We start from the raw sequence: 23694 nt of genomic DNA, 5'->3' as shown, positions 1-23694 counted from the left end.
TTAGTTTACAATACGTTGAATAGCTTGTGAACTATAAACACATAGTATTAACGAAATTTTTTAATTATTATCTTTTGATTGATTATTAATTTTATTTAAAACACTTTGAAGTTCTTCTTTAGCTTCACTTTCTTGTTGTGTAGATTTTGTTACATTCTGGTCGGATTCAGACTCAGCACCTGTTGCTCCACTATAAGGTATGAATGAAGCACCCACTGATAAATCAATATACCCATCAGTCTTAAGATTACCTGAATCATCTCTACTTAATGATTGTGACATCTGCGGGTAATATTTCATTTTATCGGCTATTGTAGTAATATCTCCGACAACTTGCATGTCATCTTTAGTGAAGATTTCAATTCTATTTTGTTTGTTCTTCTCTGGAGCATAACTAACTTCAGCAATTAAACTTCTTACTTCAGGTGACATTTCAGATAAAGCTTGAATGATTCGTGTTTTTTTATTTCCTTTAAAACCATCGATAATTGGTCCGTCATGTGAAACATCATCACTGTAATCTTTTAATTCTTTGCCATCTTCTATAATTGGAACGTAACTGTCTTTATTTTTTTCTAAACCAACAACTTGGTACTCAGTTACTTTTACATTTATGGTGTTAGGCAATTGTTTATGAATTTCAACATCCTTGATCAAAGGATTCTTCTTCAAATTGTTAATTGCTTTCCTCTTACTAAATGTGTACATTCTTGAATGAGATGTAACATTTAACTCTTTATTGATTTTACTTTTACTAACATTATTATTACCTTTAATATTCACATTAGAAATCTTGCTTAAAGGAGTGAACATATAAAGTAAGAATATAACAATCAATAATACTAATACAGTAATAATGATATACTGTATTCTTTTTTGTCTTTTTCGGCGTAACGCTCTTTTTTCTTCTAATGTTAAAGGTTTATGTTGTTCATTTTTATCTTTTTCTGTGTTGTGATCACTATTATTATTAATAAAAGGGATCTTATTTATAAAACCTTTTTTATAACTCTTCTCTTCATGAACGTCTTTATTCGCCTTACCACTCTCATCTTTACCAGATTCAGAAGCATCACTTTTACTATCCGATTGAGATTGTTCTTCTATATCTTCGATGTCTTCATTTGTATTGTCTTCATTAATCTCTGTTTGAGAGTCTTTATGATGTTGTATTGCTTCATCACCGTGATTTAGACTATCTTTATCATGTTCATTTTCGGATTGAGTCTTTTTATCTTCATTAGTACTTTCCATCTCTGGAGAATCATTATAGGGAACATCATTTTCTTGTGTTTCCTCATTCGAATATTCATCGTTATTAACTCTGTCACCGAAACGTTTTCTTTTTCTATTACGAAAATCTTTATTTCTTCTAAAAAGACTCACATCATCTTTATCATTATTGTCTTTCTTAGATGTAGTAAAATCTTCAATGCGCGAAACTTTATCATTTTTGTTTTTATTATTTTCATCCATGAGCATTCACACTCCTTAATAAGATGGCAAGTGTGCTCGGAATCTCTCGATAAATTTCTCACCACGTTCTTCAAATGTTTTATATTGATCCCAACTTGCACAAGCTGGTGAAAGTAACACCACATCATTAGGTTCGATAATGTCTTGAATTTTATCAACTGCATCTTCAACGTTCGTTGCTTTAATTACATATTTACCTTGGCTATTACCTAGTTTAGCAAATTTTTCTTGTGTTTCTCCAAAAACAATCATTACACGGACATTATTCATATATGGTATAAGTTCATCAAAGTCATTGCCTCTATCTAAACCGCCACATAACCAAATAATAGGTTGTGTGAATGAATTTAAAGCGAATTGTGTAGCTAAAGTATTAGTTGCTTTGGAATCATTATAATATTTATTCGTACGGTGAGTACCAATGTATTGCAGTCTATGATCAATTCCAGAGAAAGTTGTCAGACTATCTACGATGGCTTTAACTGGTACGCCTGCCAAAATAGCAGCTAATACTGCAGCCAAAATGTTTTCTAAGTTGTGTTCGCCTGGTAAAACTAAATCTTTAACATTTATGATACGAACGCCATTAAATACGATAAATCCGTCTTTAATATATATTCCATTAACTTCTTGCTGTGTTGAAAAATAAAGTGTTTTTGATTTTAAATTCTCTGTTTCAATTAAATGTCTTTGATGATAGTTACAAATGAGATAATCATCTTCAGTTTGATTTTTATAAATTTGTTTTTTCGCATTTTGATAATTTTCTAAAGACTCATGATAATCTAGATGTGCTGAATATATGTTTGTAATGATTGCTATGTGAGGTTTGTATTCATCAATACCTAATAATTGGAAAGATGAAAGTTCTGTAATCAAATATTCATCAGCTTTAACTTCTTGAGCTACCTTAGAAGCAACATAACCTATGTTTCCTGATAGACGACCTGTTAAGACACTTTTTTTAAACATATCCCCTATTAGAGATGTCACAGTCGTCTTACCATTTGTGCCAGTCACACCTATAATAGGTGCCTCAGAAATAAGGTAACTTAATTCGACCTCGGTTAAGATTTTTAAACCTCTGCGAACTGCCTCATCAATAATTGAAACAGTATAAGGGATACCCGGATTTTTGACAATAATAGGATTATTATCAAGTAGCGAAAGAGGATGTTCACCACTTATTACCTCTATCCCCATTGATTCAAGATCTTTTGCATGTGCGTCTTGGGAAAGGTCCTTTCCATCATTCACTTTGACGTTTGCACCCAATTTAGCTAATAATTTTGCAGCTTCATAACCACTTTTAGCTAAGCCAACTACTAGAACATTTTTATTTTCTAATCCTGTGTAATTCAGCACTCTAATGCACTCCAATCCATAAACCTATTAATCCTGAAATTAAACCTACTGTCCAGAATACAGTTACTACTTTCCATTCTCCCCATCCACTTAATTCAAAATGATGGTGAATAGGACTCATTTTAAATATACGTTTCTTAGTTAATTTATAAGATGCTACTTGCATCATAACTGATAATGTTTCAATAACGAAAACTAATCCTACAAAGAAAAGCGACAATTCCTGATTTAACATAATTGAGATTGTAGCGAATATTCCTCCTAATGCAAGACTACCTGTGTCACCCATAAATACTTTTGCTGGGTTTAGGTTATAAGGTAAAAAGCCTATTAATGCAAACACCATAATGACACAGAACGTACCGATTGCTGGGGAATCTAATATAAAGCTCATTATTGCATAGATAGCAAATCCAATGATAGATAACCCTGTAGCTAAGCCATCCAGTCCATCAGTTAAGTTTACCGCATTTGAGAAACCAACCTGCCAAAAGATTATAAATATTACATACGCGAAGGAGAGTGGTAAATCAAAATGAGTAAACGGAATATGTAAATTTGTAGTGAAATTAACTAAATGAAAAACATCACCTAGCACAAAGAATATAACTGCAATTAAAATTTGAGCTAAGAATTTTTGTTTACTCGTTAAACCTTGGTTGTTTTTCTTAACTACTATAATATAATCATCAATAAATCCAATTAGTCCGAATCCAATAGTGACTAATAATAATAAAATAATAGGATTTGATTTATCGACAAATATGATTGCAATAATAGATGTAATAATAATACTTATTAAAAACGTGAGTCCACCCATAGTTGGTGTTCCTGTTTTTTTCATGTGGCTTTGAGGCCCTTCTTCTCTAATGCTTTGGCCAAATTTCATTCTTTTTAACGTAGGAATGAGCACTGGTACTAATATAAATGTTATGAGTAGTGCGATGATCGCATATATAAATAACATATGAATCTCCTTTTCTTCACTTTCTAATATATTCGTTAATTGTAAATAACCTTTAATAGTTTATCAGTTTTCGGTTTATTTTCATATAAATCTTTAAACATAAACAAATGAGGTTGGGACCATCTCTTAGTTAATCCCTAAAATGATCATCCCAACCTCTGTTGTCTGCTTAGTTCAATCAGCTGTCATCGCTGGAACTTGAATTATTTTTTGAATTGCTATTGGAGTCTTTTTTAGAGTCAGAACTTGAACTATCCTTTGATTCTGATTTAGAAGATGAGCTTGAATCTTGTTTAGAGTTTTTATCTTTAGACTTACTTTCATCTTTCGAATTTTTACTAGCTTCTGTTGCATTTGAATCATCTTCACTATCATCAGTTTTATCAGCAGATAGTGTCACTTCTACTTTATCTTTGTTTTTCAACGCTTGGCCTTTAGTAATACTTTGGTTAGTTACAAAACCATTACCTTTAGTGGAAACTTTAATATGTGTTAAGTCTTCAAATGCGAGTACATCTTCTTTTGTCCAACCTGTCATATCCGGCATAGTGATATCACCATCTGTAAGTAACATTACTTTACTATGAGGTAAAATCTTAGTCCCTGCTTTGACAGATTGAGATTTAATTTGCTTACCACTACCTATAGTAACTGGTTTGAGCGACTGAGCATTCATACTATCTTCTGCTTTTTGTGTTTCTTGACCTTCAACGTTAGGTACCTTACTGTAATCAGCTTTAGATGCAGAATCACTTGATTTACCTACATTGAGATACTTGAGTGTGTTTTCCATAATAGGTTTAAATGCTTTACTTACACCCATCTCGTAAGCTTCTTCATCATTTTTCTGAGCTAAACTCATACCCGCGTAAACGATGACTTTAGGATTTTTCTTCGGCGCGTCACCTATAAAGCTTACAAAGTAAGGATTTTCACCTTTAACATATCCGCCACCATTTGAATCTGCTACTTGAGCGGTACCAGTTTTACCTTCGATGTCGTAACCTTTAACGCGATAATTCATCGCATGACTTTGTTTACTATTAACAACTTTGTCTAACTCTTTTTCAACTTTATCAGCAGTATCTTTTGAAATTGGTTTTCCTGCGTACTCTTTTTTACCACTATAGAAGTTTTTCTTAGTGACAGGATTATCAATACTATTTACAAACCAAGGTTTTAACATATTACCTTTATTAAAAAATGCTGATTGTGCTTGAATCATCTGTACAGGTGTAACAGTCGTAGATTGTCCAAACGCAGATGTTTTTTGTTGTAACTCATTAGCCCAAGCTACGTGGCCTGATGCTTCTCCATCAAACATTCCATCTGTTTTCTTACCAAAGCCAAAACGTTCATACCATGACTTCATCTTATCTGCACCAACTAAATCTTGTAAATGCATCATTAATGTGTTAGATGAATAGGTGAAGCCTAGAGTCATAGGTATATTGCCCCAACCTTCTTTATTCCAATCTGAGATCTCAGAACCCATAATGTCTCTGTGTCCAGATTTATATTTTTCATTAGGTTTAAATTTACCTTCTTGGATAGCAGCAGCTAATCCGTAAGACTTGAATGTAGAACCTGGTTCATACGTATTTTGGTATAAATCGTTAGCCCACTTTTTACCAAAATCCTTACCTGTTTCAGGGTTAAAGGTAGGTCGTTGACTATAAGCGAGTATTTCACCTGTTTTAGCGTCCATTACAACAGCAAATAAATCTTTAGGCGCATATTTCTCTACCATGCCATCTAATGCTTCTTCAACAAAGACTTGAATATTAGAATCAAGCGTTAAATGAACATCGTCTCCTCGTTTAGGAGTTTGTTCTTTTTTAGTATTAGGAGCAATATAACCCCAAATATCCTGGATATATTTAAGCGTACCTTGGGTTCCATTTAAGTAGCTATTAAAGATTTTTTCAACACCTAAAGCACCATTAAGTTGTCCTGTGTCAGGGTCTTTTTGAGCCATACCAATTAAATGAGAGGCAAAGTTTCCATTAGGATAGAAACGTTCTGTCTCAGGATATAATGAAACCCCAGGTAAATTCATTTTTTCAATTTTTTCTTTATCTTGATAAGTTAAGTTAGTTCCTTTTTGACCAAACTCAACTTGGAAAGCTTTCTTTTGATTGAGTCGTTTTTCAATATCAGAAGCTTTCATATCTATAACTTTAGATAATTGTTTAGCTGTTTTCTTCTTATCTACTACGTGACGTGGCTTTTTACTGTTTTGACTTGCCTTTTTATCGACAACTGCAACAACTTTATACCTTTCAACATCTTCTGCAAGAACCTTCCCATTGCGATCATAAATTTTACCACGCTCTGGTTGCTCAGAATTTTTTACTAAGTATTTTTCATTTGCCTTCATCACAAGATTCTGACCATTTGAATGACCAGTTACCATAATATATGAGAACCTTAAAACCAATATAAAAAAGAGCAGTCCGAATAAACCAACTAGAAGGACTGCCCCTATTTTATTTTTTTTAATTTTAATTTTTCGCTTCGCCATTACTACGCACTACCTTTACATTATCGTTCTGTAGGCTCATACCTTGTTTTTTAGCCTTATCGTAAATGCGTTCATATGAAGAATTTTTCTTGATTTCAGACTTTAATGCGCTGTTTTCACTAGATTGTTTTTCTATTTTTTGATCTAAATCTGCAATTTTCCCCCGCGTATCATACGCATCCATTTTTAAAGATAGCATATAAATACTAATCATGGCAATTACTGTAATAAGCGTTATGTATAAAACTTTTTCAAATCTAGTTAATTGTACGACTACTTTTCTTTTAACAGTCTGTTTTTCTGGACGAGATTGCGGTTGTCTTTGTGGAATACTGGTTTGAGTTGCTTCATCATAAGGTTGATAAATTTTTTCTACAGCCATTTCAATTACTCCTTATTTTAAAATTTCTGCAACACGTAGTTTTGCACTACGCGCACGATTGTTTTCGTCTAAATCTTCTTCAGTAGCAGTTATCGGTTTGCGATTTACACGTTTTAATTTCGGCGAGTAACCTTCAGGAATAATTGGTATCCCTCTCGGAACTTCTGGTCCTTTCTCATATTCTTGGAAAATTTGCTTACATAAGCGGTCCTCCAAAGAATGGAACGTGATGACCGAAATCCTTCCATTAACATTTACACTCTCAATTGCTTGTTCAATTGAATCTTCAAACGCGGATAATTCATCGTTTACAGCTATTCGAATTGCTTGAAAAACTCTTTTAGCAGGATGTCCCCCTTTACGTCTCGCCTTGGCAGGTATACCTTCTTTGATGATGTCAACGAGTTGTAAAGTCGTTTCTATTGGATGTTGTTCTCGATTAGCTTCTATTCTTCTTGCAATTTGTTTTGAAAACTTTTCTTCACCGTAACGATAAAAAATCTTTACCAATGCTTCATAAGACCATTCATTCACTACCTCATAAGCAGATAATGATTGAGTTTGATCCATCCGCATGTCTAATTTCGCATCGTGATGATAACTAAATCCTCTTTCAGGGACATCCAATTGCGGACTCGAAACACCGAGGTCGTAATAGATGCCGTCTACTTTTTCAATGTTTAAATCTTTTAAAATATTCGTTAATTCTCGAAAGTTGTTATGAACAAAAGTGACTTTATGTAAGTGTTCTTTCAAAACAACTTTTGCATTTTCTAAGGCTGTTAAATCTTGATCAATCGCAATAAGTCTACCTTCATCATTTAATTGATTAAGTAAATAAAGGGCGTGACCTGCACCACCAAGCGTACAGTCAACATACACACCATCTTCTTTAATATTTAAATAATCAATGGTTTCGTTTAACATGACGCTGACGTGATGAAACACTTGAATACCTCCATTTAAAAATCAAAATCTATTAAATCTTCAGCAATATCTTCGAAACTATCTTCTGATTCTTCATAGAAGTCATTCCAAGTTTCTCTGTCCCAAATCTCAATACGATTAGACACACCTATTACTGTACATTCTTTGGTTAAATTAGCGTATTTCCTCAAATTCTGAGGTATGTTAATACGCCCTTGCTTATCTAATTCTACTTCTACAGCACCAGAGAAGAACATACGCATAAATTTACGTGCGTCTTTTTTAGTCATAGGTAAGGTTTTCATCTTCTCTTCAATTTGTTGCCATTCTTCAAGTGTGTAACCAAATAAGCATTTATCAAGGCCTCTAGTGATAATAAAACGTTCATTTAAGTCATAACGAAACTTGGACGGTACTATCATACGTCCTTTTGTATCTAATTGATGATCGTATTCTCCCATGAACATTTTTTATCACCTCACCTTATTTATAATTTACCACATCTCCCCACTATCCTCCACTAATTATGCAAAATTAGTTCAATTTATTTGCTCAAACACAAAAAAACCCGTTTTATCAAAAAGATAAAACGGGTTCAAACGCCTTTATATCAAGGTTTTATAATTATATGATCAAAAGTGTAATGAAGTGGTGGGTAGGTGGAGGGATGGAACACATTTTTCCCAAAATCATTCATTATTTGTAATGGATTCCAAATTCTTTCTTGTAATCCACCCATTGGATGGAGCACTTCATTAATTTCTCTAAATTGGCGCATACTAATATCATTTTCCCTTTCTACATTTAATAAGTAGCGTTTTAACAAGTAATGATATTGTTCTTGGTGAATTTCATTATTCTTCTCTATCAATAATTCATTATCATGATTTCCTGCAACTTGAGATTTCAATCTTTCGGTTAGTTGTTGCTGTTTTACTTTCATTTGCTCTACTTCATCTATTAATTCTTGAGAGGCTTTTTCACGTACAAATTTCTGTCTATCTTGTTCTACTCCATACGAAATGATAGTTTCAGTTTTCAGATTATATTGTTTCAATAATTTTTTAGTTCTATCATACATATAGCTTATTCTAAGTCTAGGTAAAACAATGGGCATTTCAACATTAAGTAAATTAAACACTTCTTTTAATTCTGCCCAGTACTTTATTTCGCTTGGTCCACCAATAAATGCAACAGTATTAAATAACCACTCTTCCATAACTGGACGAGTAACAACATTATTTGATATTCTCTCGGGCTCATTTTCAATAATGTTAAATAAATCTTCTTTTGAATATGACTTCTCCGATTTACTAGTAATAAATCTGCCATCTTTATATTTTAATAACTGTCTCATATTTTCATCATGAATAAATAAATGAGTATTAGTGTCTGTCTGAATCATTGGATTTAATCCTTGTGCTTCAATTTTGGATTGTGTGTCTCGAAAAGCTTGATCCAATTTTTCACTTTTATCTAGTATATCTTTGAAAATAGGCTTTTCCATTTTCCTTAACTCTGTGAATTGAGCATCTAGGAATAATACCCCATATTCTTTGAAAATTTCATGTAGAAGTCCTTTGAAGATATCAGTCCAATTTTCGTAGCGTAAGATGATGTTACGACATAACTGATACACTTCATTGCTATGGGAAGTCTCTGTTAATTCTTTAAAAAACTGATTAAGCGACTCCAATAAAGCTTCTTTATCAGGAGTAAAACGAGTAACACTAGTTTCAGGTGGAGTCATCGTATGATATTTAATCTTATCGAGCGTTGCCTTCTTATGATTAAATACAAAAGTATGATTAACTTCATCAAAATCATGGTCTTCTCCAGCAATCCAAAAAACGGGAATAATTTTTTCATTATATTGATTTGTCAGTTGATTACTTAGAGTAATAATTGAAAAAATTTTATGAAAAGTGTAGAGAGGTCCTCCAAACAATCCCGCTTGCTGTCCTCCAATTACTACTTTAGCTCCCTCAGCTAAATCTTTAATATTCATAATTTGTGATTCTGACAAATCTAAATCACTCATATAAGATTTTATAACAGAAGAAAGTTGCTCTTCTCTACCATTATTTGGAGTATTAAGTCTTTTAGAGAAACTATCGCTTAAACTTGCATCATATTCATAAAACCTCGCAATTTGAGAATCGCCATTTTTTATTTTAGAGATAAACTGATCATCTTCATTTAACTTTATTACATTGCACTTCATGTTTTAACTCCTTCAGTATCACTATTACTCATATAGTATAAAGACTATACTCATTTATGACAATTTTACGGCTTAAATTTATTTATATATTCATTTTAAAACTGGAATTTTCTATAATTTTAAATAAATGAAAGTTAACATTAAAATAAGGTATAATAGAGAAAAGAAATTAAAGGGGAGAGAAAATATGAGCGAGGTAAAACATCTAGAGATAAATTATAAAACTGATGAGCTCTTTGAAGATTTTAGAGAGTTCGGCAATAAAGATCTCTATATGGTTGAAGAATTAAAAGGTCAAATGATAGATGCAAGTTCAGATTCACCTTTTTATGGCATTTTTGTAGGAGATAAATTAGCGGCAAGAATGGCTTTACTCGACAAAGGCGAAGTTGAAGAAACTTATTTCCCAGATTGTGATGATTACATTTTATTATGGAAATTAGAAGTTCTCGAAAAATATCAAGGTCGTGGCTATGCTAAAAAGCTTATCGATTTTGCTAAAGAAAATAATAAACCTATCAAAGCCATCGCTAGAAACAACTCAAAAGACTATTTCTTAAAACATGGTTTTGAAGATGTAGAAGCTAAAAACCCTGAAGGTCACGATGTATTAATTTGGAAGCCTTAACATTATATAAAAAGCCATTAAATGTATTTAGCATACATTTAATGGCTTTTTTCTATTCAACAATATTAATTAGTTCTGACAAATTACTAATCTCGTAATGAGGTTGTATGTTAGAGTTATTTTCTTTTCCACGGTAATTAAACCAACATGTTTGAATATTAGCATTGAGGCCACCCATAACATCAGAGGTCAACGAATCTCCAACTATAATTGTTTCCTCTCTATTAATGTTTCCAATCTCATTAAAGATGTAATCAAAGAATTCTCGCATAGGTTTCTGGTAACCAGTCTGCTCTGAAATAAATATTCCATTAAATATATCATTAAAATTTGTCTGAGCAATGCGACGCTGTTGCGTGATTGTCACACCATTCGTAACAATATATAATGAATGTTTATCTTTCAACTGGTTAATAGTTTCAATCGTTTGATCGAAAAATTTAAGCGGCGCTTTAGCTAATTCATCTCTAAATATCTCATCCGCTTCTTTACCATCTACTTCTATGTAATAATCATTAAAATAATTAATAAATCGATGAGATAAAACTTGTTCTTTCGTCAATTCATTTTGTTGAAAAGCTTCCCAGTGTGTTTGATTGACCTTTCTAAAATGTTGGAAATCTTGTTTAGTCGGAAAATGAAGGTAATGTTTTGCCATATTATAAAATGCCTTTTCCTCTGCATCGTAAAAATCAACTATTGTATCATCGAAATCTAATAAGATATGTTTATATGTCACAATTTATCCCCGTTTCAAATTTTAATAAACAAACTTCTTATTCTTTTTAATAATAACAAATAATCTGCAAATAAAAAAAGACCAGAGCGCTTGCCCTGGTCCATCTAATCATATATTAGAATCCGAATACTTTACCTAATAAACCGATTCCGTTTTCTGCGATACCCACGATGCTTGTACCTAATTTTGCCCAGTCATGGTCTTGTCCTGCTTTTACTGTGTTTGCGATTGCTTCTGCTAATTTAGTCATTAAAATCTCTCCCTTTATTTATATATTTTAGATTTAAATATTATTAAATTCGCTAATTAACCACCGAAGATTTTACTTAATGCACCGATACCATTTTCAGCGATTCCTACGATGCTTGTACCTAATTTTGCCCAGTCGTGGTCTTGTCCTGCTTTTACTGTGTTTGCAATTGCTTCTGCTAATTTTTGCATTATAATCTCTCCCTTTATTTATATTTTAGATTTAGAATTTCATTAATGTGATAATTAACCACCAAAGATTTTAGTGATAGCGTTAATACCATTTTCAGCGATACCAACAATGCTTGTACCTAATTTTGCCCAATCGTGATCTTGACCTGCTTTTACAGTGTTTGCGATTGCTTCTGCTAATTTTTGCATTATAATCTCTCCTTTTAGTAGTTTATTAAAAAATGAGTAAGTTGATTAAATTAGAATCCGAATACTTTACCTAATAAGCTGATTCCATTTTCAGCGATACCTACGATGCTTGTACCTAATTTTGCCCAATCTTGGTCTTGTCCTGCTTTTACTGCGTTTGCGATTGCTTCTGCTAATTTAGTCATTATAGTCTCTCCTTTAGTTTATTTTATTTATAATTAAGTTCTTATTTATCGAAAATTAACCACCGAATACTTTAGTTAATGCACTTACACCGTTTTCTACGATATCAACGATGCTTGTACCTAATTTTGTCCAATCATGATCTTGTCCTGCTTTTACTGTGTTTGCGATTGCTTCTGCTAATTTTTGCATTATAATCTCTCCTTTATTATTAAAACGATATTAATAATCTGAATTATGCACCAATAAATTTAGAAATAACTTTTACACCATTGTCAACGATGTCAACAATGCTAGTTCCTAATTTTGTCCAATCTTGGTTGATTCCAGCATCGACTGTGTTTCTAATTGCGTCGAATAATTTTTCCATTACAAACACTCCTTCAGTAAAATGTGATAATGCGTGAGTTAACTAATTTAAAACGATGAATGAACTTGTGTTGTTTGTTTATCTATCGTTTTGTTACTTATACTATAAAGCGGATTTAGCACAATTTGTTTATATTTTCTTAAGTCGGTATTTAAAGGTCTAAACTGTGAAATGAAAACGTTTACACAACAGTTTGGAATTCCTTAGTGTATTGTTTACAATTCAATTGTTAAAAATTCCTTGCATCTTTACAATAAATTAACATTCTAGTATAAAAAGCACTACTATAGTGAAAAATATAAACATTTTTTATAAGAGAACTATTGCTAAAACTCCCCCATTTAGATATAATAATTCTTGTGTTAAAAAATGTCCTGGTAGCTCAGCTGGATAGAGCAATGGCCTTCTAAGCCATCGGTCGGGGGTTCGAATCCCTCCCAGGACGCTAATAATATACTTTCAAGACGATGAGGGATACTACAAATGTAGTATCCCTCATTTTTCGTTAATAAAGATCCTTAACGTAAATCGGATAATTTAATTAGATTGATTACAAAAGATGCGTAGTTTAATTTCGCTATCTTTTAATTACTTAAATATCGCTCTTCTAAAAAGAAAATGCATAACAATCATTAAATCCGCTAAAATTTTCCATTACTTGTGCCTAACTGTATTTAAACAATGCTAAAGTGTCGTAATCTAAAAAAATACCTGCCCTTTTACGGGCAGGTATCATTTTCTAATGCTTATCTGTTTAAATATTTATCAAAACTGTATCTATTATTTTATTTTCTCTATTTCTAAAATTTAGTTCAGCCTGTGAGCCGGTATCATTAATAATAAGTTCAGCAAATGTTTCTTCTATATTACTGCGTGATTGTGAGATGCTACCTGGATTAATAACATGTACTCCAGCAATATTCTCATATTTAGCAACATGAGTATGTCCATAAAATGCAAATTGGCAAGATAGAGATTTTGCTTTTTCAGCAAGTTTCATACGCGTACGATTGACATCGTAAAAATGTCCATGTGTGTAAAAAGCTTTCATACCCTCTTCTTCAATTATCTCTTCTTCAGGAAATTCAGGATAAAAATCACAATTGCCTTTAACACGATGATATAGACTTAATTCCGTATCATTATATTGAAACTCCGAATCACCTAGATGTAGAAAGGCATCAGCATCTTGATGCTTTTCAAACACGTGATACAAAATCCCTGATTCATTATGATTATCACTAATAATAATCCACTTACTCATTTTGACCACCTTCTAGATACGCTTTCAACAATTGAATCGCATTTCCTCTGTGACTTATCTCACTTTTCTCTTCGTCAGTAAGTTCTGCCATTGTTCTCTTTTTATCAGGCACAAAGAAGATTGGATCATAACCAAATCCATGAGTCCCTTGTCTTGCATGAGTAATTTCACCAGAAACTGTGCCTTTAAATGTTTTAGTTTCTTCACCTGGTGCACTCATACTAATCACACAAACAAATTGTGCTCGTCGATCAGATTCATTCTCTAAATTAGCCAATAGCTTATCAATATTAGCATCATCACTTTTATCTAGTCCTGCATATCTTGCTGAATAGACACCTGGTTCACCTTTAAGTGCGAACACTTCAAGCCCACTATCATCAGCAATCACACGCTTATTTAACACCTTGGCTGCAGCTTCTGATTTTAATTTAGCATTCTCTTCAAATGTAGTACCTGTTTCCTCAACATCGAAATTTGGTAAAAGTTCAGAAATACCTATGACATTATCTTCTTTGAAAATAACTTTAAAGTCATTAATTTTACCTTTGTTATTCGATGCAATGACAATATCTGACATAACTATACTTACTCCCTTCTCTTACTCACCTACTGTAATTTGTTCAACTTGTACATTCATTTTAAGCCATTCGGCAATAATATTTTTGATATGTGTGGTATCACCAGTCGCAAAGAATCGATGTTTTGGATGTTCTGTATAACTCGCATGTTCATTACTAAACGTTAATAACGCACTTACTTCACGTGCAGTTTCTAATCCTGAAGAAATTACAGTTTTTTCACCATCAAAATAATCATAAATAGGTTTGTATAATAGAGGATAATGCGTACAACCTAAAATTACAGTATCAGCATCACTGTTTCTCCATTGTTTTAATGTCTGATGAATAACAATACTTGTGATAGTTGGGTCATTATATCTCATTTGTTCAACTAACGGTACAAAACCTGGACATGCCACACCATAAACATTGACGTTAGGATTAATCTTTTTAATATGAGTACGATAAGCTTCTGATTTAATTGTACCTTCAGTTCCTAATACTAAAACATTTTGATTTTTAGTCGTCATAATCGCAGTTCGTGCACCTGGTTCAATAACTCCAATAACAGGAATAGGCAACAATGTTTGTAAATGCTCTAATGCAACAGCTGTTGCTGTATTACAAGCAATGACTAACATTTTTATATCAAATTCCATTAATTTTTGAGCAATTTCTGTAGTAAACTGTTTAACTTCATCCCCAGGTCTAGGTCCATAAGGGCATCGTCCAATATCACCAAGATAATATATCGTCTCATTTGGTAATTGTCTCATGATTTCTTTGGCTACCGTTAAACCTCCCACACCTGAGTCGATAACACCTATAGGTTTATTCATATATCTTCATCCTTATTTTTTCAGTTAACCTTTATTTTATCACAATGGACTTATACTGTTTATTATTACGAATCTAGTTTTACTTTCTATTTTGGAAATGATTTCTAAGAAGCATACTAATTTAAAAAGACACTCATATTGATGGGAAATTTTTTTAAAACAAAAAACGACTAAGACTTTAACGTCTTAGTCGTAATATAATCGAAATTAATCTACTTTATGGTCAGAACCGAAGAATGATTTAAACATATGGAATGATGTTTCTCTGTTTAAAGCTGCGATAGAAGTTGTCAATGGAATACCTTTAGGACAAGCATTCACGCAGTTTTGAGAGTTACCACATTCTTGTAAACCACCAGTGCTCATTAAAGCATCTAAACGTTCATCTTTAGTCATTGAACCAGTTGGATGTAAGTCGAATAAACGCACTTGAGAAATCGCTTGAGCCCCAACGAATTTGTTATTAGGCGTTACATTTGGACATACTTCCAAGCAAACACCACATGTCATACATTTAGATAATTCGTAAGCTGTTTGACGTTTTTTCTCTGGCATACGTGGTCCAGGACCTAAATCGTACGTACCATCAATTGGAATCCAAGCTTTCATTCGTTTTAAGTTGTCGAACATTCTTGAACGGTCAACTTGTAAGTCACGAATAACTGGGAACGTACTCATAGGTTCTAAACGGATAGGTTGTTCTAATTGGTCAACGATTGCTGAACAAGATTGTCTTGCGCGACCATTGATAACCATTGAACAAGCTCCGCATACTTCTTCAAGACAGTTCATATCCCAAGTGACTGGAGTCGTCTTCTCACCTTTAGCATTAACAGGGTTACGTCTAATCTCCATTAAACATGCGATAACATTTAAATTCTCTTTGTAAGGAATTTCAAAAGTTTCTTCATATGGTTTAGATTCGTTATTGTCCTGTCTTTTAATGATTAATTTAACTGTTTTTTGATTAGATTGTTGATTCTGTTCTTTTGTTTGTTGATTACCTTGAGTTTCTGGAGTTTCTTTTACTGATTGTTCAGCCATTATTTTTTACCTCCCTTAGACTTACTAGTGTAATCACGTTTACGTGGTGGAATTAAACTTACATCAACTGGCTCGTAAGTAAATTCTGGTTTTTCAGTTCTACCTCTATAATGAGCCATTGTAGTTTTTAACCATTCATCATCATTACGATCTGGGAATTCAGGTTTGTAGTGTGCACCACGAGATTCATTACGGTTGTAAGCCCCAATAGTAATAACACGTGCTAATACTAGCATATTCCATAATTGACGAGTGAAGAATACGGCTTGGTTACTCCAAGTTTGTGTATCTTCCATATCGATATCTTCATAACGTTTCATCAATTCTTGGATTTTCTTATCTGTTTCTAATAATTTATCATTTTCACGTACAACTGTTACGTTAGCTGTCATAATTTCACCTAACTCACGGTGAAGTTTATAAGCATTTTCAGTACCACGCATATTTAACAGCTTGTCAAAACGTTCTTGTTCTTCTTTAACGCGTTTTTCATAAATACTGTCGTCTAACTCTGAATAAGAAGTTTCGATGTTTTGAACATATTTAACTGCGTTAGGACCTGCAACAGTACCACCATAAATTGCAGATAATAGAGAATTAGCTCCTAAACGGTTACCGCCATGTTGAGAGAAATCACACTCACCAGCAGCGAATAGACCTTTGATATTTGTCATTTGATCATAGTCTACATATAGTCCACCCATTGAGTAGTGTACAGCTGGGAAGATTTTCATTGGTACTTTACGAGGATCATCACCTGTGAATTTTTCATAGATCTCAATGATACCACCTAATTTAACGTCTAATTCATGTGGATCTTTATGAGATAAATCGAGGTATACCATGTTCTCGCCGTTGATACCTAATTTTTGGTTAATACATACATCAAAAATTTCACGCGTTGCGATATCACGTGGTACTAAGTTACCATAATCTGGGTATTTCTCTTCTAAGAAGTACCAAGGTTTACCATCTTTATATGTCCAAATACGTCCACCTTCCCCACGAGCTGATTCACTCATAAGACGTAATTTGTCATCTCCAGGAATAGCTGTTGGATGGATTTGAATAAACTCACCATTAGCATAAATTGCACCTTCTTGATAAACAATTGATGCTGCAGATCCTGTATTAATCATTGAGTTTGTTGTTTTACCGAAGATGATACCAGGACCACCTGTAGCCATGATAACTGCATCTGATCCAAATGATTGAATTTCTGATGTTGTCATATTCTGAGCAACGATACCTCTTGCTGCATCTTCATCATCTTTAACGATACCTAGGAATTCCCAGCCTTCGTATTTAGTTACTAATCCATCTACTTCATAAGAACGAACTTGTTCATCTAAAGCGTATAATAATTGTTGTCCTGTTGTAGCACCGGCAAATGCAGTTCTGTGATATAACGTACCACCAAAACGTCTGAAATCTAATAAACCTTCATTTGTTCTACTAAACATTACGCCCATACGGTCTAATAAGTGTATAATTTTTGGTGCTGCTTCAGCCATCGCTTTTACTGGTGGTTGGTTAGCTAAGAAGTCTCCCCCATATACTGTGTCGTCAAAGTGAATCCACGGAGAATCTCCTTCACCTTTAGTATTAACCGCACCATTAATGCCCCCCTGGGCACAAACAGAGTGCGAACGTTTTACAGGTACTAATGAGAATAAATCTACATGTGCACCTTGTTCTGCCGCTTTAATTGTTGACATCAGACCGGCAAGTCCTCCACCGACAACAATAACTTTTTTCTCTGCCATAGAAATGTCACTCCCCTGATATTAAAAATCTAAGACTTAAGTTGAAATCATCGTTGTTACATAAATGCGATAATAGCTGATACACCGATATAAGAAACCACTAAGAATACAATTAAAGAAATCCAAGTGAATACGCGTTGAGATTTTTTAGATTGTAAAAAGCCCCACGTAACACAGAATGACCATAAACCATTTGCAAAGTGGAATACTACCGCAATGATACAAATGATATAGAAAATTGCCCATAATGGATTTTTTAACGTTTCATGCATCATGTCGTAATCTACTGCTTTACCGAAAAATGCTTTCTGTAAGCGTGTTTGCCATAAGTGCATCGCAATGAAAATGAAAGCTAAAATACCACTTACACGTTGGAAGAAAAACATCCAGTTTCTAAATAAAGAATAATGACCGATGTTTTCTTTTGCAGTAAATGCGATATGTAGTCCAAAAAGTCCATGGTATAGCAATGGAATATAAATAAGTAAAAATTCTACCACAATTAAGAATGGTAATGATTCCATGAAACCAGATGCTTTATTGAAAGCCTCTGCGCCTTGTGTTGCTTGATGGTTTACCAATAAGTGAACAATTAAGAATGCACCAATTGGGATAATACCTAATAACGAATGTAGTCGTCTAAGGTAAAATTCGTTTTTTGATTGAGCCAAAAGGAGTCCCCCCTGTGAAACAAATATTTAAATTTGCTAATTCCCAGAAAATTGTATGCAATATGCCCTGAAATTCCATATAAAAGACTAGCTTACATTTACTTCTTTATTTGGTACTTGTACGTGTAAACACTTTAATTAAATGAGAAATAAATCCACACAAGTATGGCTTAAAAAAGTAAAAGGCTAGTGATTATAAAGAATTCTTTAATAAAGATGTGACGACTCATAGTTGAAGTTACCAACACTTAATTGATAACATTTCTCATTTAGAAAACGCTTCCACACAACCTTAAAAAAATTAGCTTTTGTTAACCATATTGTAACATTTTTTATACTACTTTTGGGCATGAGAATAATTCTCATGCCCATTTTTTTGAAATTTATTTATTTTGTAGTGCTTTTTGTAGGTTTTTAGCAACTTTTTCAGGTAGGCCTGCACCTTTTAAATCATCTAAATTGGCTTCCTTCATTTTCTTAATTGACCCAAAAGTTCTTAAAAGTGTAGTTTTTCTCTTGGCGCCAATACCATCTATATCGTCTAAGACTGATTTAAGTCCTGTTTTTTGTCGAGTTTGTCTATGGAACGTTATCGCAAAACGATGTACCTCATCTTGAATTCTATGGAGTAAGTAAAAGGCTTGGCTGTTTTTCTTCAACGGTACAATTTCAGCACTTGCTCCATAGAGTAATTCAGATGTTTGGTGTTTGTCGTTCTTTTGAAGTCCTGCAACTGGAATGTCTAAGCCTAATTCATTTTCAAGGACATCCATCACACCGTTCATATGACCTTTACCACCATCAACAATAATTAAATCTGGTAAGGGTAAGCCCTCATTTAAAACGCGCGTATAACGCCGACGTACTACTTCTCTCATCGATTTATAATCATCAGGCCCTTCTACGGTTTTAATTTTATATTTACGGTATCCTTTTTTATCTGGTTTACCATCTACAAAGGTCACCATTGCAGAAACAGGATCCACACCTTGAATATTGGAATTATCAAAAGCTTCTATTCTAATAGGAGTTAGAATTCCCATGCGTTCTCCTAACTCTTCTATAGCTTTAATAGTTCTAGATTCATCTCTTGCAATTAACTCGAATTTATTTTCAAGTTGCACTTCAGCATTGTGATTAGCTAAATCAACCATTTCTTTCTTAGCCCCACGAGAAGGTTGAACAATCTTTGTATCTACAACTGAATGAATCATATCTTTATCAAGGTTCTTTGGAACATGAACTTCCTTAGGTAAGATATGTTGATTTAAGCTATAGAATTGTCCTATGAAAGTATAAAACTCTTCTTCCTCTGATTGTTGTATCGGTATCATTGTTGCATCTCGTTTTATCATATTTCCTTGTCTAATGAAGAAAACTTGTACACACATCCACCCCTTAGAAACGTTATATCCAAAGACATCTCTAATTGTATTATCAGTAGACATAATTTTTTGTTTTTTCGTTAAGTTGTGAATATGTTGAATCATATCACGATACTCTTTCGCTTGTTCAAAGTCTAAATCTTCACTAGCTTTTGCCATTCTGCTCTCTAAATTATGAATAATCGTTTTATCTTCACCATTTAGAAAATCTGTAATTTCTTTAGTCATTTGTGCATATTTATCTAAATCAACATCATAAACACACGGCCCCATACATTGGCCTATATGATAGTATAAGCACAGTTTATCAGGCATATTATCACATTTTCTAAAAGGATAAATACGATCTAACAATTTCTTTGTTTCTTGAGCAGAATACGCATTAGGATAAGGACCGAAGTATTTTCCAGTTCCTTTTTTCACAGTGCGTGTAACAATCAGTCTTGGATGCTTTTCTTTTGTGATTTTAATAAAAGGATAACTTTTGTCGTCTTTAAGTAAAATATTGTAACGCGGTTGATATTGTTTAATTAAATTTAATTCTAGTAATAAAGATTCAGTCTCACTTGAAGTCACAATAAATTCAAAGTTTCGTATCTCACTAACAAGGCGGGTCGTCTTAGCATCATGTGCACCAGTAAAGTAAGAACGTAGACGATTTCTTAATTTTTTTGCTTTACCTACATAAATCACTTGGTCATTTCTATCTTTCATTAAATAGCAACCAGGTTCTAACGGCACTACATTCAATTTTTCCTTAATTTTCTTTTGATAGTCCTCCAATTTTTTCCTCCTTTCTTTTAATTTTTATAATTACTATTTATAAACAAAATAAAGCTGGAGCATTTACATAATGAAATGCCCCAGTCTTAAGTCATATAATTCTTATAGATGTTTATCTAATACTTCTGCTAAGTTTTCTTTTGGTTGGAAACCTACAACTTTATCAACTGGTTGACCATCTTTAAACACGATTAAAGTTGGAATACTCATTACTTCGTATTTTGCAGCAGTTGATGGGTTTTCATCAACATCTAATTTTAAAATATCAGCTTTACCGTCATAATCTCCGGCTAACTCCTCTAGTACTGGAGCGATCATTTTACAAGGTCCGCACCAAGTAGCCCAGAAGTCTACTAATTTAACGCCAGATTCAATTTTAGTATCGAAATCAGAGTCAGTTACTTTTACGATTGCCATAAATGCCAATCCTCCTTAATTTTTAAATGATGAGCAAATTATAACAGACTTTAATAACAACTGCATTGCTATTGCTCAATTAAAGTATGATTATCTCATTTGCTTCATCACATCATTTTATTAACTAATAATACTGGGTTTATTGTACGTTATTTTCTCAAAAAATCAAATGCAGTGCTTGAATTAATCAATCATTAATCATTTGAGTTCTGCAACCGTTACGCCAAATCCACCTTCACTAGGCATACCACCTCTAAATTTGCTGACACTTTTATGTTTTTTTAAATGCTGTTGAACACCTTTTTGAAGCGCGCCTGTGCCTTTACCATGAATAATGTAAACTTGCTCATAATTACTTAAAACTGCTTGATCTAGATATTGATCTAATTCTATTAGTGCTTCCTCATAACGATATCCTCTTAAATCAAGTTCAGTCTTAATCGTTTGTCTATTTTGACGTGTAACCATTTTAGCTGGTTTTTCTTTTTTCTTCTTCGTTTTCTCTAAATCTTCAATAGGTAATTTCATTTTAATGATACCCATTTGCACAACTGCTTCATCTTCACCAACAAATTCAAGCACCTCACCTTTTTGACCATATGAGAGCACTTTCACTTCATCACCAGCGTTAATTTTATCGTATTTTTTCTTCTGAACACTTTGTTTAATTGACTTCGCTTCATATTGGTCATCTAGTTGTTTTTTCTTATCAATTAATTCATGTTCTTTAACTTCTGCACCTTTGTTGTCACGTAAATCTCTTAATTCTTTAAGAATTGTATCCGCTTCTTTAGTCGCAGATTTAACACGTTGATTCGCTTTTTCTTTCGCTTCATTCATCAATGATTGTTCATAGTTTTGATATTGTTGATATTGCTTCGCAAGGGCATCGTGAGTTTCTTGAGCTTCACGAACAAGTCGATCTAGTTCAATACGTTGTTCATCTACACGCTTAGAATTTCTTTCTAAAGATTCTATCATTGAGTTAATTTCTTGTTCATCTGTACCAATCATTGTTTTAGCTTTATTAATGATATTGAGGCTAAGTCCCAACTTTTTAGAAATATCGAATGCGTTTGAACGCCCAGGTACGCCCATGAGCAATTTATAGGTTGGGCTTAACGTATCAACATTGAACTCCACACTAGCATTCATGACACCTTCGCGATTATAACTATATGCTTTTAACTCTGGGTAATGTGTTGTTGCCATAACAAGTGATCCTAGGTTGCGAACGTAATCTAGGATACTCATTGCTAACGCTGCACCTTCACTAGGATCAGTCCCTGCGCCCAATTCATCAAATAATATTAAGCTATTTTTATCTGCTTCATGTAAGATCTCAACAATATTCTTCATATGAGATGAGAAAGTTGATAAAGACTGTTCAATTGATTGTTCATCACCTATATCGCAGTATACATTTTCGAAAATACTTAATTGACTGCCATCAAGCGTTGGTATTAATAAACCAGATTGTGCCATGACAATAATAAGTCCAAGTGTCTTTAAAGTAACAGTCTTACCGCCTGTATTTGGCCCTGTAATAATCACCGTTTCAACATCATCGATAAATTCAATCGTATTTGAAACGACAGTTTCTTTATCTAATAATGGATGAAACGCGTTGGGAAGATAAACCGTTCTCTCTTTCTTAAAAGTAGGTTTCGTTCCCTTAATCGAACGTGCATAACGTGCTTTAGCAATTAAGAAATCAATTTGCCCCATCACTGATTCAGCTATAAGTATGGAATCGGCTTCTACAGCTACTTGACCGGTCAACTCAGTAAGAATACGTTCGCGTTCCACAGCCTCATCGTTACGCAAACGACTGATTTGATTATTCATCTCTACAACTGAACTGGGTTCAATATAAAGAGTTTGTCCAGAGGCTGATTGATCATGCACAATACCATTAAAATCTTGACGATATTCCGCTTTAACTGGAATTACGTTACGGTCATTTCTAACTGTGACAATGGCATCAGATAACTTCTTTTGATTGCTCTGACTTTTAACAATACGATCTAAATTCTGACGTATTCGTTGATTAGTACTAGAAATTTTGCTTCTAATACCTTGTAGTGCATAACTTGCATGGTCATATAAATCATAAGTATCACATTTATCTTTGATTTCTTGAAATAAATCAGTTAGTACCGGAAGCTGACTCATCTTTTCATCTAATATCGGGTACTTTACTTCTTCATCTTCTTCTAAGAGTTGGTTGTAAAACGTCTTAAATTGATTTTGAACTTGAATGAGTCGTTTAATTACATTCAATTCAGTCACATTCAGAACGCCACCTATATTCGCTCTATGAATAAGTGGTGATACCTTAGCTAAACCACTTAAACTTGGTAATCGATGTTTATTGTATATTTGAGAAATTTCATCAGTTTCATTGATTTGAAATTCAACAGTTTCAAATTCAGTTGCTGGTGTCATTGCATCTACTTTTTCACGACCTAAATCACTTATTGTTTCATCCGCAACAAAGGATTTAATCTTGTCGAATTCCAAAACATCTAATGTCTTTTGTCTCAT

At 33.3% G+C, this 23694-nt stretch carries 25 protein-coding genes and 1 tRNA gene; 2 read left to right on the top strand and 24 right to left on the bottom strand.

Annotation, left to right across the window (positions count from 1 at the left end; all coding sequences use genetic code 11):
- Nucleotides 1-60: 60 nt before the first annotated feature.
- The 8 genes from CM54_RS02800 to bshC all read right to left on the bottom strand — a co-directional run bounded on the left by CM54_RS02800 (nucleotide 61) and on the right by bshC (nucleotide 9865).
- Entirely contained in the window at nucleotides 61-1476 is a 1416-nt protein-coding gene (locus tag CM54_RS02800) for a cell division protein FtsQ/DivIB (RefSeq protein ID WP_037548770.1), read from the bottom strand.
- Between the two features lie 15 nt (nucleotides 1477-1491).
- Entirely contained in the window at nucleotides 1492-2841 is a 1350-nt protein-coding gene (gene murD, locus CM54_RS02795) for a UDP-N-acetylmuramoyl-L-alanine--D-glutamate ligase (RefSeq protein WP_002435137.1), read from the bottom strand.
- A gap of 1 nt (nucleotide 2842) precedes the next feature.
- Nucleotides 2843-3808, bottom strand: coding sequence for a phospho-N-acetylmuramoyl-pentapeptide-transferase (gene mraY, locus CM54_RS02790; RefSeq protein WP_023350433.1), 966 nt, complete (start codon nucleotides 3806-3808; stop codon nucleotides 2843-2845).
- Nucleotides 3809-3986: 178 nt separating this feature from the next.
- The gene (locus tag CM54_RS02785; RefSeq protein WP_023350434.1) at nucleotides 3987-6332 is read right to left on the bottom strand and encodes a penicillin-binding protein; all 2346 of its coding nucleotides are present in this window, start codon (nucleotides 6330-6332) and stop codon (nucleotides 3987-3989) included.
- A complete protein-coding gene (gene ftsL / locus CM54_RS02780; RefSeq protein WP_023350435.1) occupies nucleotides 6313-6714 on the bottom strand; it encodes a cell division protein FtsL in 402 nt (133 codons plus the stop codon). The genes CM54_RS02785 and ftsL overlap by 20 nt, the downstream gene beginning before the upstream one ends.
- Before the next feature lie 12 nt (nucleotides 6715-6726).
- Nucleotides 6727-7662, bottom strand: a complete 936-nt coding sequence (gene rsmH, locus CM54_RS02775) for a 16S rRNA (cytosine(1402)-N(4))-methyltransferase RsmH (protein WP_002435203.1) — start codon at nucleotides 7660-7662, stop codon at nucleotides 6727-6729.
- Between the two features lie 14 nt (nucleotides 7663-7676).
- A complete protein-coding gene (mraZ, locus tag CM54_RS02770; RefSeq protein WP_002435248.1) occupies nucleotides 7677-8108 on the bottom strand; it encodes a division/cell wall cluster transcriptional repressor MraZ in 432 nt (143 codons plus the stop codon).
- Nucleotides 8109-8251: 143 nt separating this feature from the next.
- Complete coding sequence (gene bshC / locus CM54_RS02765; RefSeq protein WP_037548768.1) at nucleotides 8252-9865, bottom strand: bacillithiol biosynthesis cysteine-adding enzyme BshC; 1614 nt, start codon at nucleotides 9863-9865, stop codon at nucleotides 8252-8254.
- Between the two features lie 187 nt (nucleotides 9866-10052).
- Here bshC and CM54_RS02760 point away from each other — a divergent pair, with 187 nt between their 5' ends.
- A complete protein-coding gene (locus CM54_RS02760) occupies nucleotides 10053-10493 on the top strand; it encodes an N-acetyltransferase (protein WP_002435175.1) in 441 nt (146 codons plus the stop codon).
- 52 nt (nucleotides 10494-10545) lie between these two features.
- Here CM54_RS02760 and CM54_RS02755 read toward each other — a convergent pair whose 3' ends face one another.
- The 7 genes from CM54_RS02755 to CM54_RS02725 all read right to left on the bottom strand — a co-directional run bounded on the left by CM54_RS02755 (nucleotide 10546) and on the right by CM54_RS02725 (nucleotide 12415).
- Complete coding sequence (locus CM54_RS02755; protein ID WP_037548766.1) at nucleotides 10546-11232, bottom strand: YjjG family noncanonical pyrimidine nucleotidase; 687 nt, start codon at nucleotides 11230-11232, stop codon at nucleotides 10546-10548.
- Nucleotides 11233-11347: 115 nt separating this feature from the next.
- Entirely contained in the window at nucleotides 11348-11482 is a 135-nt protein-coding gene (locus CM54_RS12300) for a beta-class phenol-soluble modulin (RefSeq protein ID WP_002435157.1), read from the bottom strand.
- Between the two features lie 56 nt (nucleotides 11483-11538).
- A complete protein-coding gene (locus CM54_RS12295) occupies nucleotides 11539-11673 on the bottom strand; it encodes a beta-class phenol-soluble modulin (RefSeq protein ID WP_037548763.1) in 135 nt (44 codons plus the stop codon).
- Between the two features lie 54 nt (nucleotides 11674-11727).
- Entirely contained in the window at nucleotides 11728-11862 is a 135-nt protein-coding gene (locus CM54_RS12290; protein ID WP_002435067.1) for a beta-class phenol-soluble modulin, read from the bottom strand.
- Between the two features lie 50 nt (nucleotides 11863-11912).
- Nucleotides 11913-12047 carry a beta-class phenol-soluble modulin gene (locus CM54_RS12285; protein ID WP_002435169.1) on the bottom strand — a complete coding sequence of 45 codons (135 nt, stop codon included), beginning with the start codon at nucleotides 12045-12047 and terminating at the stop codon, nucleotides 11913-11915.
- Nucleotides 12048-12102: 55 nt separating this feature from the next.
- On the bottom strand, nucleotides 12103-12237 hold the full coding sequence (locus CM54_RS12280; RefSeq protein ID WP_002435168.1) for a beta-class phenol-soluble modulin: 135 nt from the start codon (nucleotides 12235-12237) through the stop codon (nucleotides 12103-12105).
- 43 nt (nucleotides 12238-12280) lie between these two features.
- Nucleotides 12281-12415 (bottom strand): beta-class phenol-soluble modulin, encoded by a 135-nt coding sequence (locus CM54_RS02725; protein ID WP_002435197.1) that lies wholly within the window; start codon nucleotides 12413-12415, stop codon nucleotides 12281-12283.
- Nucleotides 12416-12786: 371 nt separating this feature from the next.
- Between CM54_RS02725 and CM54_RS02720 the strand changes: the two genes are divergently transcribed.
- A tRNA-Arg gene (locus CM54_RS02720) sits at nucleotides 12787-12860 on the top strand.
- A gap of 309 nt (nucleotides 12861-13169) precedes the next feature.
- Here CM54_RS02720 and CM54_RS02715 read toward each other — a convergent pair.
- The 9 genes from CM54_RS02715 to CM54_RS02675 form a co-directional block, all read right to left on the bottom strand.
- Nucleotides 13170-13679: a YfcE family phosphodiesterase gene (locus CM54_RS02715; RefSeq protein ID WP_023350439.1), complete on the bottom strand. Its 510-nt coding sequence runs from the start codon at nucleotides 13677-13679 to the stop codon at nucleotides 13170-13172.
- Nucleotides 13672-14259, bottom strand: a complete 588-nt coding sequence (locus CM54_RS02710; protein ID WP_030065269.1) for an XTP/dITP diphosphatase — start codon at nucleotides 14257-14259, stop codon at nucleotides 13672-13674. The genes CM54_RS02715 and CM54_RS02710 overlap by 8 nt, the downstream gene beginning before the upstream one ends.
- A 21-nt stretch (nucleotides 14260-14280) precedes the next feature.
- On the bottom strand, nucleotides 14281-15081 hold the full coding sequence (racE, locus tag CM54_RS02705) for a glutamate racemase (RefSeq protein ID WP_002435221.1): 801 nt from the start codon (nucleotides 15079-15081) through the stop codon (nucleotides 14281-14283).
- A gap of 207 nt (nucleotides 15082-15288) precedes the next feature.
- On the bottom strand, nucleotides 15289-16125 hold the full coding sequence (gene sdhB / locus CM54_RS02700; RefSeq protein WP_002435188.1) for a succinate dehydrogenase iron-sulfur subunit: 837 nt from the start codon (nucleotides 16123-16125) through the stop codon (nucleotides 15289-15291).
- Nucleotides 16125-17891, bottom strand: coding sequence for a succinate dehydrogenase flavoprotein subunit (gene sdhA, locus CM54_RS02695; RefSeq protein ID WP_002435075.1), 1767 nt, complete (start codon nucleotides 17889-17891; stop codon nucleotides 16125-16127). Before sdhA ends, sdhB begins: the two co-directional genes overlap by 1 nt.
- A 56-nt stretch (nucleotides 17892-17947) precedes the next feature.
- Nucleotides 17948-18562 (bottom strand): succinate dehydrogenase cytochrome b558 subunit, encoded by a 615-nt coding sequence (locus CM54_RS02690; protein ID WP_002435177.1) that lies wholly within the window; start codon nucleotides 18560-18562, stop codon nucleotides 17948-17950.
- Nucleotides 18563-18945: 383 nt separating this feature from the next.
- Nucleotides 18946-20730, bottom strand: a complete 1785-nt coding sequence (uvrC, locus tag CM54_RS02685) for an excinuclease ABC subunit UvrC (protein WP_037548758.1) — start codon at nucleotides 20728-20730, stop codon at nucleotides 18946-18948.
- 102 nt (nucleotides 20731-20832) lie between these two features.
- Nucleotides 20833-21147 (bottom strand): thioredoxin, encoded by a 315-nt coding sequence (trxA, locus tag CM54_RS02680; RefSeq protein ID WP_002435174.1) that lies wholly within the window; start codon nucleotides 21145-21147, stop codon nucleotides 20833-20835.
- 198 nt (nucleotides 21148-21345) lie between these two features.
- The gene (locus CM54_RS02675; RefSeq protein WP_037548757.1) at nucleotides 21346-23694 is read right to left on the bottom strand and encodes an endonuclease MutS2; all 2349 of its coding nucleotides are present in this window, start codon (nucleotides 23692-23694) and stop codon (nucleotides 21346-21348) included.

The sequence above is a fragment of the Staphylococcus sp. TE8 genome (genome assembly GCF_000692055.1).
GTDB lineage: Bacteria > Bacillota > Bacilli > Staphylococcales > Staphylococcaceae > Staphylococcus > Staphylococcus capitis.
The sequence above is the reverse complement of the archived record's forward strand: the minus strand, read 5'-3'. Positions and strand labels throughout refer to the sequence as shown.